Raw genomic sequence first — 16,095 nt, 5'->3', positions numbered from 1 at the left:
GGAAGGGTGCGGCGGATTGTGAAGTGGCGGGTAGGGGTAATTTGCACTATGTACTTCCCAATAGGACCCCTCCCTGCACCCTCCCGTTGGGAGGGAATCGCACAGGCCCAATGCTTTTTATAATCTTTCGAACACTCCATGTTTAAAACTCATCGTTATTAGTGAGATCAATTATTACTTCACAATCTCAAAAACCGCGTTCACCTGGAAAGTCAGTTTTATCTTTTTAAAATCAATATCCTGCTCGGCTGCTACATCGGCGTTTGAGGCTTTTGCCATGTACATTACATTGCGGGGCTGTGCAAAATTATTTCCGTTATCAATTTCGGTAATACTGATAGGGTCGCCTGTTTTTTGGCCAATACCGGTTAACAGGTAAGCTGCTTTATCTCGCGCGGCAATCAGGGCCTTTAGCTTAAGTTCCTTTTTCAAGTCCTCAATTTTTGAGTAATCGTAGCTTTCGATGTAGGTAGACTGGATACCTTTTGGATCAATAGCGCCCAGAATCTGGTTGATCTTGTTCAGATCGCGAAACTTAACACGGTATTGTTTGCTTGCCAAAAAGTTAGGGTCCTTCTTTTTTTGGTAGGTAGTATAGCCCGATATATTGTTAATGGTCAGGTCCTCTTTAGCTACGCCGGCATCGGCAACAGCCTTAATTAACTGGTTTTCTAATGTTGTGATATCAACCCGGTTACGGCCATCCATGTACTCTTTTAATGAGATGCTAAAGTAGATGATATCAGGTGTTACTTCTGTTTCGGCGGTGCCGGATACTTCTATTTTACGGCGAAGATCAACGTTTTGTGCTTGCGTTGCTGTTATGGTGAACAGTATTAATGCGGAAAGAATTAGCTTTTTCATATGATATGTTTTTCTTTGAAGACGAAGTTATGTATGCTTTTGCATAATGGTAACATGTATTTTACAAAAATGTTGTGGACTCACCCCAAATGCGCTTCGCTGTTTGACCCTCTCTTCCGCAAGCGGGAAAGAGGGTTAAGAAAAAAGGAAATTGAAGTTTACCCTCTTTCCACCGCAGGAGAAGAGAGGTCACCTTCGCTAAAGCTTCGGCAGTCAAGAGTGGCCGGACGGGCGATGATGAGTTATGCCGATAACCCAATTTTATGTAAGTTTGGTAAAAGCACTTTTACATGAAACTGAACTACATTAAAACCACATTAATTTTTGGCCTTGCGGCGATGGTTGGCTGCAAGCAAAAAGAAGAAACAAAATCCTATGGACCGGTATCGGCAGACGATATTAAAGCGCATATAGCTGTTCTGGCTAACGATTCGCTGATGGGCCGTAAGCCTTTTGGACCAGGTGAGCCTAAGGCTATCAACTATATCTCATCAGAATTTAAGAAACTTGGTTTAGCACCGGGTAATAATGGAAGCTATTTCCAGGATGTGCCGATGGTAGAGATAACCAATACGCCGAGCGATAGCATGGTTGTAAGCGGACCTAAAGGCAGGTTCAGCTTTAAAAAAGCTGATGACTTTGTAGTATTCAGTCGCCGCGAGCAGGATACCATCCAGTTAAAAAATGCGCCAATGGTTTTTGCAGGTTATGGCATTGTAGCGCCAGAGTACCATTGGAATGATTACGCGGGCCTGAATGTAAAGGGCAAAGTAGTAGTAGTATTAGTTAACGACCCTGGTTTTAAAGCACCCGAAAAGCTATTTAAAGGCGATACCATGACCTACTACGGCCGCTGGACCTACAAATTTGAAGAAGCTGCAAGGCAGGGCGCCGCGGGTGTATTAATAGTTCACCAAACTGAGCCTGCAAGTTATGGCTGGCAGGTGGTGCGTACCAGTAATACAGGCAGTAAGTTGTATTTACAGCAGGCCGATAAACACATGGGGCGCTGCCAGGTTGAGGGTTGGATAACCGAAGCTACGGCAGGTAAAATATTTGGTGCTGCAGGTATCACCGGAGACCTGCGCGCCATAGCCCGGAAGAAGGACTTTAAAGCAATACCGCTGAATATGAATGTAACGGTAGGTATTAGCCTGAAGCTGAAGTATGCCATGTCGCACAATGTGGTGGCTATTTTAAAGGGAACCGAAAAACCGGATGAAACCATTATTTACAGTGCGCACTGGGATCATTTAGGCGTAGGCGCACCCGTTAAAGGCGATTCGATATATAACGGCGCGGTTGATAATGCCAGCGGCGCGGCATCATTATTGGCTATCGCCAAAACCTTTGCCCAAGCAACCACAAAACCTAAGCGTAGCATTGTGTTTTTAGCGGTTACTGCCGAAGAGCAGGGCTTGTTAGGCTCGGAATATTATGCCACACATCCTATTTTTCCGCTTGCTAAAACAGTTGCTAACCTGAACATGGATGCGCTGGGTTTCTTTGGGCCAACCAAAGACCTCGCTATTACCGGAAAGGGGCAGAATGACCTGGACGATTATGTTGCCGCAGAAGCCGCTAAATTTGGCCTGGAGCTAAAAGGCGATGCAAGGCCGGGCGCGGGTAGTTATTACCGGTCGGACCATTTTAATTTTGCCAAGGTTGGCGTACCTGCTTTGGATATGAACAATGGCGCGAATAGCATTGAGCATGGCGAAGAGTGGGGCAAAGCCAAAAAGAAGGAATATAATGATAGTAATTACCATCAGCCATCAGATAACTACAGTGCCGATATGGATTGCACCGGTATGGCCGAAATAGCCAATATTTTATATAACATAGGCGTAAAGCTTGCTGATGAAACTACCTTTCCGGGATGGAAAGCGGGATCGGAGTTTAAAGCGCTGCGAAAATAATGTGCAGGTGTGCAAATGATTAGTGAATGAGTTTATGTTTTTAAGGACCGAAGTTATCGTTGAAAAGATGTTGGTAGGTAAAAGTCTGACCATGTCTTTTGTAAATAATAAAACAGCAGCATTATGGGGGGAGTTTATACCCCGTCGGGCCGAAGTTGTAAACGCTGTTAGCAACGATCTGTATTCGGCGGAGGTATATGTGCCGGGCTTTTTTGAAAGTTTTGATCCCGCAAAGGAATTTGAAAAATGGGCACTGGCTGAAGTAAGCGGCTTTAATTCGGTACCTGATGGCTTGGAAACGCTTGTTTTTCCGACAGGGTTATACGCCGTGTTTTTGCATAAGGGGCCAGCCAGTGAGGGCGCACGAACGTACCGGTATATTTTTATGGACTGGTTGCCGGCGTCTGGCTATGTATTAGATAACAGGCCGCATTTTGCTATTATGGGCGCGAAGTATAAAAGTGATAGTGAAGAATCGGAAGAGGAAATATGGATACCTGTTTTATAATGTGCAAGGATCTAAAATAAAAATGAGTAAATGTTCAATATGATATGTCTTATCATTTGCACATTTACTCATTCGTAAATTAGTTAAATATCTTTTTTAAAAAAGTATCAATATTGTTTACCATCGGGTTAAACCAGGGTTGGTACAAACAAAATGCATGCGGTGTATCCTTAAAATTAATGATTTCGGTGTAGATGCCTTTTTGGTCCATTAGTTTTTTGAAATCATCGCGACCCGCGTGCATGCGTTCAACCGCGCTGTTGAGGAATAAAAAAGGAATTTTGTTATCTGCCGCGTAGGTAAAGGGGCTTGCTTCTTTCCATAACTCGGGGCGCTCAACCATGGTGAAGCCTATCCATTGCGCTGATGCACCCGTTTGCTGCGGATTTTTAAATTCCTGCGATTCGGGGTGAACGAATGACAGGGTACCATCAATATCAATAACAGCCTGCACCGCGCTTGACTGTTTTTTGTTGCAGTCATTTTTATCGAACAATGAAGAGTTTGAGGTAAGCCCCGTAAGCGCTGCCAATTGCCCGCCTGCTGAAAACCCCATGATCACCAGTTTCTTAGGGTTGATATTGAATTTTTTAGCGTTTGCGCGTACCCATTGCACCGCAGATTTGATATCATTGACTGCTGCCGGATAAAAGGCTTCGGTTGACAGGCGGTATTCAATCGTAAAACAGCTATACCCCAATGCTGCAAGGTGTTGCGCCAGCGGGATATGTTGTGATCGGTCGCCCGAGCGCCAGCCGCCGCCGTGGATGATCAATATTGCTGGTGTGGTTTTTTTTGATCGGGATGCCGGTGAGAAAGCATCTAAATGCAACTGCCTGTTATCTACCTGGCAATACACCAGGTTACGGGTTTCTTTAACTGCCGACGTAACACTATCGGGAACCAGCCGGATGAATGGATATTTTTTAAGGTTCTGGCGGTAATCGCGCATGGTATTGAAACTGGTATCGCGGATACCCGTGCGCCATTCCTGGTGCTGAGCTTTTGTTTTAAGTGTGAGTACTAACAAAAAGCCGATACAGCAACTTAGTTTTATTTTTTCGAGGCTATTCACAAAACAGGGTTTATATTAACCCAAATATAAGTTAAAAGTGGTATGGATGTGCAAATATGCAAATGTGCCGATTTGCAAATGATCTAAAACAAAAATGAGTAAATGTTCAAAATGATAGGCCTTATCATTTGCACATTTACTCATTCACACATCTGCATATTGAGTATCATTTACTCATTTGCATATCTGCACATTTAAAATTACTCTTCAACAACCTCGCTATTCAAACTGCTTTCTTCAACGTGCTCGTGTTTGAAGTAGTGTTTTTGATAGATGAGTATCAGGATAACGCCCACTGATATGGCGGAATCGGCAAGGTTAAATATCGGCCTGAAAAAGATAAAATCTTCGCCACCCCAAACAGGGACCCATTTTGGGAAATAGCCCGAAATGAGCGGGAAGTAAAACATATCGATAACACGGCCGTGAAATATGCGGTCGTAATGATATATCATACCATAAAAGGTAGAATCGATGATATTACCCATGGCACCTGCGAATATGAGCGATACATTCATGATGAGCCCGCGATGGTACTTGTGCTTAACCAGGTAATATATACCGTAGCCTATGGCACAAACCGCCACAATACGGAAAAGCGTTAATATCAGTTTACCAAAATCGCCACCAAGCTCAAGGCCCCATGCCATACCGTTGTTTTCGGTATAGTGCAGCATACCCCGGCTACCCATAAAACGGATCTCCTGGCCAATATACATGTGGTATTTAACCCATGTTTTTATGGCCTGGTCGGCAATAATGATAATAGTAGCAGTAAGAAAAGGTTTTACGTAGGATGCCTTCATTTACTACTGTTTCAATTTAGCTTCCATACTTAAGGTAGTATGCGGTACGGCGCGTAAACGCTCTTTTTGTATCAGTTTACCAGTTTCGCGGCAAATGCCGTAGGTTTTGTTTTCGATACGGATCAGGGCGGCTTCTAATTGCTCAATAAATTTCTTCTGACGGGCAGCCAATTGGTTGATCTGCTCTTTCTCTAAAGTCGCAGAGCCATCTTCTAAAGTTTTATATGTACCTGCGGTGTCATCAGTTCCGTTCGAGTTAGGGCTGCTTAATGACGATGCAAGGTTGTTTAATTCTTGTTTCGCAATTTTTAGCTTGTCTAATAATAATTGCTTAAATTCCTGTAATTCTGAATCAGAATACCTTGTTTTTTCGTTTTCCACGTTATTTTCTACTTTATATTTTACTTATTTCAATCAATATCTTGTTATCATCAATCAGGGCTTCATCGCCTGTAGTTAATTGAGTGTCAACCAATAAACTGTCCGCCAAAATTTCGGCGCAAATATAGGATAAATTATTTTTCACCGCATCGGTAATATAGGGGTGGTCTGATAGTCTTACACTTATCTTATCGGTCACCTCAAAATTCTTCGCTTTACGCAGATTTTGTATCCTGTTCACCAATTCACGCGATATGCCTTCTTCCTTTAACTCGTTGGATATGCTAACATCCAAAGCCACGGTTAGTTTGCCTAAGTTAGCAACTTGCCATCCGGGTACATCTTCGGCAATGATCTCAACGTCCTCAAGCAGTACTGAGTATTGAGTATTTAGTATTGAGATTTTTCCTTCTGTTTCAAGGGTCGCTACTTCGTTCGCTGTTAAATTAGTAATTGCGGCAGCTACCTCTTTCATGTCCTTACCAACCTTAGCACCCAATGCTTTAAAATTAGGTTTGATCTTCTTTTTGATGAGCCCGGCGGTATCGGTTATGTATTCAATGGTTTTGATGTTGGTTTCTGATAAGATCAGTTCCTTCACCAGTTCCACCTGTGTTTTAAAGTTTTTGTCCAGTATCGGCAATAATATCCTGCCCAAAGGCTGGCGAACGTTGATGCCTACTTTTTTACGCAACGATAATACCAACGATGATACATCCTGCGCCAGTTGCATGCGCTCTTCTAAAGCTTTATCCACAAGGTTGGCATTGTACGCAGGGAAATCGGCCAGGTGAACAGATTGTATGCTTTCCTTTTTGGTGATGCTGTTCAGATCGGTAAATAAACGCTCTGCAAAGAACGGCGCAACCGGCGACATCAGTTTCGCGATGGTGGTTAGGCAAGTATATAACGTTTGATATGCCGATAACTTATCTGTTGTGCTATCCGACCGCCAAAAACGGCGACGGCTTAAGCGTACGTACCAGTTGCTCAAATGCTCATCCACAAAGTTCTGGATGGCGCGGGTGGCTTTGGTAGGTTCAAAATCGGCATAAAGCTCATCTACCTCATTGGTTAAGGTATTTAATAAGGATATGATCCAGCGGTCTATTTCCGGGCGGTCATTTATTGCTATCTCTGCCTCGCTGTAATCAAACTTGTCAATATTCGCGTAAAGCACAAAGAACGAATAGGTATTGTATAATGTACCGAAGAACTTACGGCGCACTTCATCTATTCCTTCAATATTGAATTTTAAGTTATCCCATGGCGATGCGTTGCTGATCATGTACCAGCGGGCAGCATCGGCACCATATTTTTCTATGGTTTCGAAAGGATCAACTGCGTTGCCTAAGCGTTTGCTCATTTTGTTGCCGTTCTTATCCAGCACCAAACCGTTAGATACCACATTTTTAAAGGCGATACCTTTGTTGCCTATTTTTTGGTTGATGGCTTTTACCTCATCGCTTGCCTCGCTCAGCATTACCGCTATGGCGTGCAGGGTAAAGAACCAGCCACGGGTTTGATCCACACCTTCGGCAATAAAATCAGCAGGGTAGGCGGCGGCAAACTCCTCTTTGTTCTCAAAAGGGAAATGCCATTGCGCGTAGGGCATGGCGCCGCTATCAAACCAAACGTCGATCAGATCGGCCTCGCGGAACATTTTTTTGCCCGATTCCGATACCAATATCACATCATCCACATACGGGCGGTGCATATCTGCCAAACGGTAACCTTTCGGCATAAATCCGGCTTGAGCCGAAGCGTCTATTTCTTTGTTTAATTCTTCGATAGAACCTATGCATTTTTCTTCGCCGGACTCGCTGCGCCAGATAGGCAGGGGCGTACCCCAGTAGCGTGAACGCGACAGGTTCCAGTCCACCAAATTTTCCAGCCAATTGCCAAAGCGGCCGGTTCCGGTGCTTTCGGGTTTCCAGTTGATGGTTTTGTTGAGGGCTACCAGTTTATCTTTAACAGCTGTGGTGCGGATGAACCAGCTATCAAGTGGGTAATATAATATCGGTTCATCGGTGCGCCAGCTGTGCGGGTAGCTGTGCTCGTATTTTTTAACGTCGAAGGCTTTGTTATCGGTTTTTAGTTTGATGGATATTAATACATCCGTCGCCTTAAAACCGGGTGCTTCGCGTTCTTCTTTGCTGTAGTATTCTTCTTTAACGTAAAAGCCTGCAAAATCGGTAACTTCGTCAACAAATTTACCTTGTTTGTTCACCAAAGGCACTTCTTTGCCTGTTTCATCCAACACCATTACTGATGGTACGTTGTTTTCTTTACAGGCCCTAAAATCGTCCGCGCCAAAAACAGAGGCGGTGTGTACAATGCCGGTACCGTCTTCGGTAGTAACAAAATCTGCCGGGATCACGCGGAATGCGTTGGCTTCCAGGTCGGCATTAGTTACATAAGGCATCAGTTGATGATAACGTAAACCTACCAGGTCGCTGCCTTTAAAATTGGCTGTTACCGTCCAGGGGATCATTTTATCGCCACCCTTATAATCTTCAAACGAAGCATTTTCCGCCTCAGGCTTAAAATATTTTCCAACCAAAGCCTTGGCCAATACCACGCTAACAGGTTTAAAAGTATATTGGTTAAAGGTTTTAATTTTAACGTAATCTATCTTTTCGCCAACGGCCAAGGCACAGTTTGATGGCAGGGTCCACGGTGTGGTGGTCCATGCTAAAATTACGGTTTCCTCATCAGCCTCGCTAAACAAGGTGGGTAAAAGTGGGTGTTTTTGATCATTTTTTAAATGAAACTCGGCCACAATGGTGGTATCCTTCACCATTTTATAAGTACCCGGCTGGTTTAACTCATGCGAGCTTAAACCTGTGCCCGATTTTGGTGAATATGGCTGCACCGTGTAACCTTTATACAACAGATCCTTATCATACAACTGTTTAAGTATCCACCAAAGGCTCTCTATGTATTCGTTTTTGTAGGTAATGTACGGGTCGTTTAGGTCAACCCAGTAACCCATTTTTTCGGTCAGGTCGTTCCACACATCGGTATAGCGCATCACTTCCTTTTTACAGGCGGCGTTATAATCATCGATGGAGATCTTTTTGCCGATATCATCTTTGGTAATGCCCAGCGATTTTTCGACAGCCAGTTCAATTGGCAGGCCGTGGGTATCCCAACCGCCTTTGCGGTTTACCTGGTAACCTTTAAGGGTTTTATAGCGACAAAAAATATCTTTAATAGAGCGCGCCAGCACGTGGTGAATGCCGGGCATACCATTAGCCGATGGCGGGCCCTCATAAAACGTATATGGTTTATCGGCCGGGCGGCTGCTGATACTTTTTTCGAAGATGTTGTTCTCTTTCCAAAATTCCAGTACGTCCTTGCCGATCTGCGATAGGTTAAGCTGCTTATATTCGTTGTACATCAATACTATTACCTCAATTTTTAGAGGTGCAAATTTAAGGAATTTTATATGAAAAAGATAGTCTTTTTGATGTCGGATGTCGGATGTTCGATGTCGGATTTTTTTTAATGATTTACACTGCGTAGCCTGTGTTTTCTCTATGCGCACTTTGCGGTTAAATTTGGATAAGCTGTTTTTAACCACAGGGAGCACAGAGGGTTGCGCAGAGAGGCACAGAGAAAGTGTTGGTGGCAAATAATTTGGGCGTTGCCTGCGGCCGGGCTATCCGTTGCAACTCCTCACTCAGTCCCGATAGCGGGCCTTCGCTCCGGGGTTTCCACTGCTATCCCTAACGCGCGCTACAGGCCATTTTTATCGTAATGAAAAAGTTACGTGCCGATTGTGGTTTGGATGCCTGTTTATATTTTGAAATAAAACTTAGTTTTAATTAAATTCGTAAACTTACTGCCCCGTAATTTAACTGTTGGATTAATTTGACCGAATGGATGAGAGCTTGCGAATAAAGTCTGTTGAACGCTTTACGAAGTATAATTTACAGGCTGATAAAGAATTGATCCAGCTTTTAGAAATGGCATCCGAAATTTGCGAATGCCCCATAGCCACCATTAATTTACTGGATAAAGACACGCAATGGATAAAGGCGCGTGTAGGGATCGACCTTGAAAGCACACCCCGCGCATCCACTTTTTGCAACCAAACCATAACCGGCGATGAGCTGGTGTTGATACCCAATACCCTTAAAGATAAGCGCTTTGCCAGCCACCCGCTGGTTAAAGGCAAAACCGGCATTCGTTTTTATGCAGGGGTGCCTCTTATTACTCACGAGGGCGATTGTTTAGGTACACTTTGTGTAATAGACCCCAAACCCCGTGAGCTGAACAAGCACCAGCAGATGATGTTGAAAATGCTGGGCAAACAGATCATGACGATGATGGAACTGAAGCTTAACAACGACCTGCTGGTACAGCATGAGCAGGAAGTGATAGCAGAGCGGCGTAAAAACAATGAAGCCGATATTAAGCTGCGCGCGTTTTTTGAGAGCTCGGTAAATTTCCATGTGTTGCTGGGGATGCAGTACGAGGTGATGGATTATAACAAAACCGCCTACAAATTTATTAAAACCGCTTACCACAGGATACTTAACCGCGGCCACAATTTTGTTGATTATATTGAGCCCAACTTTAAAGATACTTTTATTAAACGGGCAACAGCCTGCCTTAACGGGATTCGTGGTTATGAAGAAGGTTATACGGATTACCCCGAACTGGGCCGCATTTGGTGGGAAGCATCATTTGAGCCCGCTACTAATAACGATAAACAGATCATCGGGATATCATACAGCATCCGCAACGTAACTGAGCGCAAGCTGTACGAGCAAAAGATAGTGGCGCAAAACGAAATGCTGCGCCGGATATCGTACATCCAATCGCATGAGTACCGCGGGCCGCTGGCCTCGATAATGGGGCTAATGAACCTGATAAAACTGGAAAACTACCAGGCCACTACCGAATACCTGGAAATGATGGATGTTGCCATAAACCGTTTGGATGTTAAGATACGCGAGGTAGTGAATGTGGCCAACCAGGTGAACGCAATGCCTGCGGCGTGAGTATGTAGACGCAGTCTACATGCATATGAGTTCGAAGTCGGAGAATCGAACAGCGGAGGATTATAAATCCCGACCAACGGGGATGTTTATAGTAGGGAGCTAATATGCCTACTAAGGAACTTGCCTCTTGGTGAAAGACTATAGTATGTAATTCCGGCTGTGATTTTAGTTGAGTGTGGAATAGCTTTGCCTTTTGCATCAAGCTTCCATGTGTTCGTTGTATCAGTAACAACTATTTTTTGTTTCGCGGTTACCAATAGGTTTTCAAATGTAATCGACTCTTCATCATCTCCGCTCAATGGGTAAGGCGCCAGTGAATCCGTCACATTACCTTTATCATCATAACATGTAAAAAAAGGCACAGGCCCTTGATCGCCTATAGAAATATCTGCAATAACAGTGTATTTCGTGTTTTTAAATAATATACCTAAAGGTCTGGTGGTATTTCGGTCGTGAAACAATTCAAATTCCTTTCTATCATACCCGGGTGACACATTGTTAAATTTGAGATGTAAAGTTGAACTTCGAAGTGGCAGTGGTATATGGTTTAAAGTAGTAATGTAATGCCTGAACCGATCGCCTTTATCTGATTGATGATGTAATGGCAGGGTTGAACAATAAGTCGAAAATATTATAATCAGTGCGGGTGTAAATTTAATCATAGGGTTTAGTGAGTAGCTAATGCAATATAAGCAATGTTTTGTGTTTATTAGTTATTTATTTTTTGCTTATCCCGATAAATTTTGCTATATTTTACGGTTGGTGGTACGTTGATAACACCGACCACAAGCAGGTAAACTGAATATTTCTTTCACCTCTCTTTCTTGAAAATCCCGGCAAAATTTCGTACCTTGTATGGATTGCGCTGCGGGCGAGTTTTTTAGCCGGTAGCACCCGTTTGGGGTTTGTCAGGAGGATGGTTTTTCGATGGCCTTTTGATTTTTCGATTGCATTTTATTGGTGTTGGGTGAGGGAGTGATAGCTGTGGGGTGAATGGCTTTGGGTGTCGCTCATAGCCGCGACGGGCTTAGTTACTTTTGGCTTGACCCAAAAGTAACCAAAAGGTCAAGTCGCAACACAGCTGCCCTGCGCGCCCTGTCGGTTCTTTACGCCGCACCGTTACACTTTGCTCCACTCAGTACGGCTAAACCGCCATTCCCGCCAGCGCCGGCCCGCACGTTGCGACAAGGCCCACGCTCACGGGTGGATGAAAGCCTGCATTGTTCTGCCCACTTTTTGGCCGAAGCTTCCCTGCTGACGGGTTAATAACAGCATTTATAAACTAACTTAATTAACCTCATCCAACCACTTAACTAAACCAAACCTAATCAACTAATCATTCAACATTACAACCTTAAAACGTTACAACATTTAAACAAAACAAACATGAAAACAGACAAAGGGGAATTAACATTACAGCAGAAGCGTTATTGCTTTGCCTTTTTCCACCATTTCTCATGGAGGGAGGTTCGTAGGCCAGCCGGATGACGATTTCATTTTTTGCGATCACAATGCTCTCGGTTATGGTTTCCACGATTGAGCGTTTTTGCTCAAATGGCATATTGGGCCACTGTTCATACAGGGTCCTGGTTTCTGCGAAGACCGTTTCCGATGATAGCCGTGTAATGGTACGGACATCGATTTCGGCTTCCAGTTCCGGCAGTTGCCTATCAAGCTGGCTGATACGTTCTTCGAGCGGGTCGTATTGCTCCTTGAACCGTTCCTTTGCCAGTTCTCCGTCCATTCGCAGTTGCACCAGCGTGTTCACTTGCTTCGCTAACTTGGCGCGTTCCTTGGAAACCACATCAAGCAATTGCTTTTTTTCGTGCAATTCCTGATCGGACTGTTCCAAGTATTGGGCCGAGTCAATGCCTGAAAGATAGTCTTTCAGGTATGTCTGGTATATCTCATCAATGTCGGAGACCGCAATGCGGGTGCTGCACTTTCTGCACACATAGATCAGGGATTTGTGGAATACGTACATTGACTTGCCACAGGCACATTTCATGTAGCCTGACAAAAGATGTACTGCTTTAGGTCCGGGTTTCTTTCTGAGTTTCTGCTGCTCGTCCATGATGAAATTGCACTCGTTCCATAGCTCCGCTGAAACTATCGCGGGGCATGGTACACGTATCCATTCGCTTTCGGGCTTTAAGACCCACGATTTGCCTTGTCCCTTGGTTTGGCTAAATGCTGCCCTGCGTTCGCCTTTTGCGGCGGGGTCGCGCAGCAGGTTGAGCACTGTGGAATCTGAAAACAAGTTGCCGTCCCGCGTGCGGTGTCCAAGCTCGTTCAATGCTTTGGCGGTGGTCTTCTTGCGTTTATACTTCAGGAACAATTCATACACCAGTTTACGCACTGGTGCCTCCGTTTCATCAATCACTAATTGATTGTCTTCCCAGCGATAACCAAGGGAGGCTTTGCCGCCAATGAATTTGCCGAGCTTGGCGCGGATGGGAATGGAGGCTGATATGCGTGCGGCGATTTCTTCGCGCTCCCACTGCGCCATTGCCGCGATCATGGTGTAGAACAGGCGGCCTGCCGGGCTGCTGGTATCAATGCTTTCGGCTAATGAAATCAGGTCTGCATTAGAGGCCCGGAAAAGTTCTGCGAACTCCAATAATTCCTTGGTGTTCCTGGCAAGACGTGCCAGTTTGGAGAATACCAGTCCGGTGATGTGCCCGCTTTTGATGTCAGCCAGCATGCGTTTGGTTTCCGAGTGCCCCATCACTGATTTTCCGCTGATGGCATCCAGCCGATATACTTCTGCGACTTCCCATTCTTTCAATTGGATATAATGCTTGGCGCGTTGTTCGTGGTGCTCGGGACTATCGCCCTGTACTTGCATGTCGGTGGATACCCGTATCCATATCCCGACCCGTTTGGTTTCGTTCATGGTTTGATGTTTAATTGTGAAAGAATTGATTTACTTAAAGATAGCGAAAAATAAAGCCTCCCAAAAGGGAGGCAAATTTGTCCTACAGAACTAATGGTGAAAGAATGTACAATTGTCCTGTAATCGTTCAACTTCCATAATTCTGGTCATAGGAACAAAATAAGAGGAATCGTGATAGGGCTGATCTTCAAATGCCTGTAAAAGGTAGCATTCTTGTCTGAACCAATCGTACTCCATGAGATTCTGCACATACGGCCAGAGCACTAATACGTAGAGGTCTTCCATTCCATCTACGTCAAAAAAGGGAGGAATTATACTCATATTAAATTGTGTTATGTTTCCCTTATTGTATGCTTCCAATGTTTTCGTTTGTAGGGAGGCGTATTTGTTTTGTACAGCTATTTTGGGGGATTTCCGTATTCCTCCTTCACTAAGTGGGCCACTAAGACGGCCTCGAACATTTTATCGTGATAGCTGTTCTTGTTTTGCAATTCGCGGTGTTTATGCCGTTCCAAGATCGGGTATAATGTAGCGGTATGATTCATTAAGTCCCGGCTATTTTTTATCTCGGGAATAGCCGCTTTTATTTCAGCCTGGGTTTTGTATTCCACCATGCAGCCCGGATAAATGATCGAACCGATTTTATTTATGAGATCAATGATTGCATCTGTATGGTGACTGATTCGGGGGATTTTCAGCACCACCATCGTGACGTTATGCTCTTTCATGTACCGCTCATATTTTGAAATGATATAGCTGCCTTTCTGTTGCGACCAGCTGTCTTTGAACGAGAGCGTATCCCATGATACTAAACTCCGGTTACTGAGTATGGCGATACCGGACGTCCTGGTACCAATGCTAATTCCGAGGATAACCATGTCCGTACTCTTTGTATTGGCCGACAAGGAAGGTAAAGAGTGCGCCACGAGTTCGCTTAATTTGTTTCTCTGGAATGGAGCATACTTTGTTTAAAATCTCGCGCAGTTTTTCGTGCGGAAGCTGTTGCGCATAAGTGAGGTATAATGGCATAGCCTCAGGATCATTGAGACGTGATGATATTTCGTGGGCAAGTTGTATTTCTATTGGATTGTAATTGTGTGAATGGTGATTAAATGATTTCATACGTTGGTGCTGTTACTTTTAATAGCATCGATCGTTCGCTCGTTTTTTTTATTTTATATCCGTTCGTATCGTTCGATAAGGGAGGCCATTCATTTTTGAAAATAAAGAGCCACTCTATCGGACATAAAGGACAATACCCTTAGCAATCAAGACATGGTGAACTGTTGCAGTTCCTTTTCTTTTAAGTCCGCGCGAAAGGTGTAAAACAGCTCGTCATAGAGTTCATTGGGATAGGTGCGATAGATCAAACTCAGTTTGATGAGATTGACGGTGTTGGGGAGCTTAGCCCCTTTTTCCCACTGGCAAATCGGCACGGTGTCATGCAGGCCCAACAGTGTCGCAACCTGTCGCTGGGAATACCCCATCGTCTTTCGATGCAAACGCAATGTGTTTGGAAATGTTCGACTGGTTCTTTCCATGCCATTAGGATAACAATGGCATGGAAACTTGATAAGGGGGGTAAAATAGTTCTAAAGACAATAATTAGAGTTACATAGGTTTGACGTTATAAACGAAATCCAGGATTCCAGGTTAAGGTGGCCAAGGCTATGTCTTGTGGAATTTTTGTAGTTCCGGTACTAAAATATTTGAAGATGCCATTTGAATACTATGTTCAAACATGCCGTTCCATTTAATGCTGTCATATTCATGTTTCCATTTTTCGAACAAAGGAAATCGGTCAGGATTATCCATGATAGAAGAAAAGCAAATCGCATCACCAGTATCTGTATCAATGGCTCTAAGTTTCTTTCCTATAAATTTCGGTTCGGTGATCTTTAATGAAAAAATCTCAGGTACGTTTATTTGGTATTCGGTTTCATAAGTTAAGTCAAAAAGTGGCGTATATTGTAATTGGTAGGTGTATGACGGCAATTTATTATTTATCCAAAGGAGAGATAGGTCAAATAAAATGACCGGCGCATTTGCACCTTTTTTCATAATGATGAATTTATTAAGGTTACGCTTATGTAAATCCGCGATAAATTCATGAGACAGTTTTCGTCTTTCAATCCTCAAACTTACGTTTTCATACAATTCATTTACCAATCTTGAAATAAACTCAATACGATTCCAGTAAACAACACCCCCAAAACTATGCCTGTCAGGGTGCGCAAAATGATTTCTCGTTTGTTTAACCTGTATTAAAGTTTCCATGTTGGTATCAAAACAATTTTCTGCGACCAATGATTTTATCAAATGATCAAAGACCAATTTTCCGTTGCGAGGCAAACTCAATTCATTGTACCTAATAGCCATGGCCATTTCTAATGTATGAACGGCTTTTGAATAGGCTTCATCTATAAATTTATATTCATAGTAGCTAAATGCAAGGAGTTTCTCTACGACCTCAAAATTCTGAATCACATCTTCCGGTACTTCTTTTTTAAAATAGAACACCGGTATTTCTGAGCAGAATTCTTCAAAGGAGCGGTCATGGAATAATCCATGAGCCTGTAAGTATTTATCTGAATATGACATATTAATCAAAGTAGTTAAATAGTCGATGTAATT

14 protein-coding genes are annotated in these 16,095 nt (G+C 43.6%); 4 read left to right on the top strand and 10 right to left on the bottom strand.

Translation table 11 applies throughout. The features are described 5' to 3' along the window. Positions 1–174 precede the first annotated feature (174 nt). Complete coding sequence (locus KXQ82_RS15590) at positions 175–864, bottom strand: SIMPL domain-containing protein (RefSeq protein ID WP_219489369.1); 690 nt, start codon at positions 862–864, stop codon at positions 175–177. A 290-nt stretch (positions 865–1,154) separates the two neighbouring features. Between KXQ82_RS15590 and KXQ82_RS15585 the strand changes: the two genes are divergently transcribed. Both KXQ82_RS15585 and KXQ82_RS15580 read left to right on the top strand, forming a co-directional pair. Beyond that, positions 1,155–2,783, top strand: a complete 1,629-nt coding sequence (locus KXQ82_RS15585; protein WP_219489368.1) for a M28 family metallopeptidase — start codon at positions 1,155–1,157, stop codon at positions 2,781–2,783. A gap of 34 nt (positions 2,784–2,817) precedes the next feature. Next, positions 2,818–3,291 (top strand): GyrI-like domain-containing protein, encoded by a 474-nt coding sequence (locus KXQ82_RS15580; protein WP_219489367.1) that lies wholly within the window; start codon positions 2,818–2,820, stop codon positions 3,289–3,291. Positions 3,292–3,370: 79 nt separating this feature from the next. Here the strand turns inward: KXQ82_RS15580 and KXQ82_RS15575 are convergent, their stop codons facing one another. The 4 genes from KXQ82_RS15575 to ileS form a co-directional block, all read right to left on the bottom strand. After that, positions 3,371–4,366, bottom strand: a complete 996-nt coding sequence (locus KXQ82_RS15575) for an alpha/beta hydrolase fold domain-containing protein (protein ID WP_219489366.1) — start codon at positions 4,364–4,366, stop codon at positions 3,371–3,373. 200 nt (positions 4,367–4,566) lie between these two features. Next, on the bottom strand, positions 4,567–5,172 hold the full coding sequence (locus tag KXQ82_RS15570; protein WP_219489365.1) for a lipoprotein signal peptidase: 606 nt from the start codon (positions 5,170–5,172) through the stop codon (positions 4,567–4,569). Between the two features lie 3 nt (positions 5,173–5,175). After that, positions 5,176–5,553 (bottom strand): TraR/DksA family transcriptional regulator, encoded by a 378-nt coding sequence (locus KXQ82_RS15565; RefSeq protein ID WP_219489364.1) that lies wholly within the window; start codon positions 5,551–5,553, stop codon positions 5,176–5,178. Positions 5,554–5,566: 13 nt separating this feature from the next. Then, on the bottom strand, positions 5,567–8,956 hold the full coding sequence (gene ileS, locus KXQ82_RS15560) for an isoleucine--tRNA ligase (RefSeq protein ID WP_219489363.1): 3,390 nt from the start codon (positions 8,954–8,956) through the stop codon (positions 5,567–5,569). Between the two features lie 481 nt (positions 8,957–9,437). Here ileS and KXQ82_RS15555 point away from each other — a divergent pair, with 481 nt between their 5' ends. Further along, on the top strand, positions 9,438–10,565 hold the full coding sequence (locus KXQ82_RS15555) for a GAF domain-containing protein (RefSeq protein WP_219489362.1): 1,128 nt from the start codon (positions 9,438–9,440) through the stop codon (positions 10,563–10,565). An 86-nt stretch (positions 10,566–10,651) separates the two neighbouring features. Here KXQ82_RS15555 and KXQ82_RS15550 read toward each other — a convergent pair whose 3' ends face one another. Then, the gene (locus KXQ82_RS15550) at positions 10,652–11,227 is read right to left on the bottom strand and encodes a hypothetical protein (RefSeq protein ID WP_219489361.1); all 576 of its coding nucleotides are present in this window, start codon (positions 11,225–11,227) and stop codon (positions 10,652–10,654) included. Between the two features lie 331 nt (positions 11,228–11,558). On the opposite strand from KXQ82_RS15550, the gene KXQ82_RS15545 reads away from it, so the two are divergent. Next, entirely contained in the window at positions 11,559–11,831 is a 273-nt protein-coding gene (locus tag KXQ82_RS15545) for a hypothetical protein (protein ID WP_219489360.1), read from the top strand. Between the two features lie 88 nt (positions 11,832–11,919). Here the strand turns inward: KXQ82_RS15545 and KXQ82_RS15540 are convergent, their stop codons facing one another. The 4 genes from KXQ82_RS15540 to KXQ82_RS15525 all read right to left on the bottom strand — a co-directional run bounded on the left by KXQ82_RS15540 (position 11,920) and on the right by KXQ82_RS15525 (position 16,062). Continuing rightward, positions 11,920–13,461, bottom strand: a complete 1,542-nt coding sequence (locus tag KXQ82_RS15540; protein ID WP_219489359.1) for a recombinase family protein — start codon at positions 13,459–13,461, stop codon at positions 11,920–11,922. Between the two features lie 398 nt (positions 13,462–13,859). Next, on the bottom strand, positions 13,860–14,339 hold the full coding sequence (locus KXQ82_RS15535; RefSeq protein WP_219489358.1) for a hypothetical protein: 480 nt from the start codon (positions 14,337–14,339) through the stop codon (positions 13,860–13,862). A 390-nt stretch (positions 14,340–14,729) separates the two neighbouring features. Further along, entirely contained in the window at positions 14,730–15,002 is a 273-nt protein-coding gene (locus KXQ82_RS15530; RefSeq protein WP_219489357.1) for a helix-turn-helix domain-containing protein, read from the bottom strand. Between the two features lie 127 nt (positions 15,003–15,129). Beyond that, positions 15,130–16,062, bottom strand: a complete 933-nt coding sequence (locus tag KXQ82_RS15525; protein ID WP_219489356.1) for a hypothetical protein — start codon at positions 16,060–16,062, stop codon at positions 15,130–15,132. Positions 16,063–16,095 lie beyond the last annotated feature (33 nt).

The organism is Mucilaginibacter rivuli, from assembly GCF_019391655.1.
Lineage (GTDB): Bacteria > Bacteroidota > Bacteroidia > Sphingobacteriales > Sphingobacteriaceae > Mucilaginibacter > Mucilaginibacter rivuli.
This window is presented reverse-complemented; position numbering and strand designations above follow the sequence as displayed.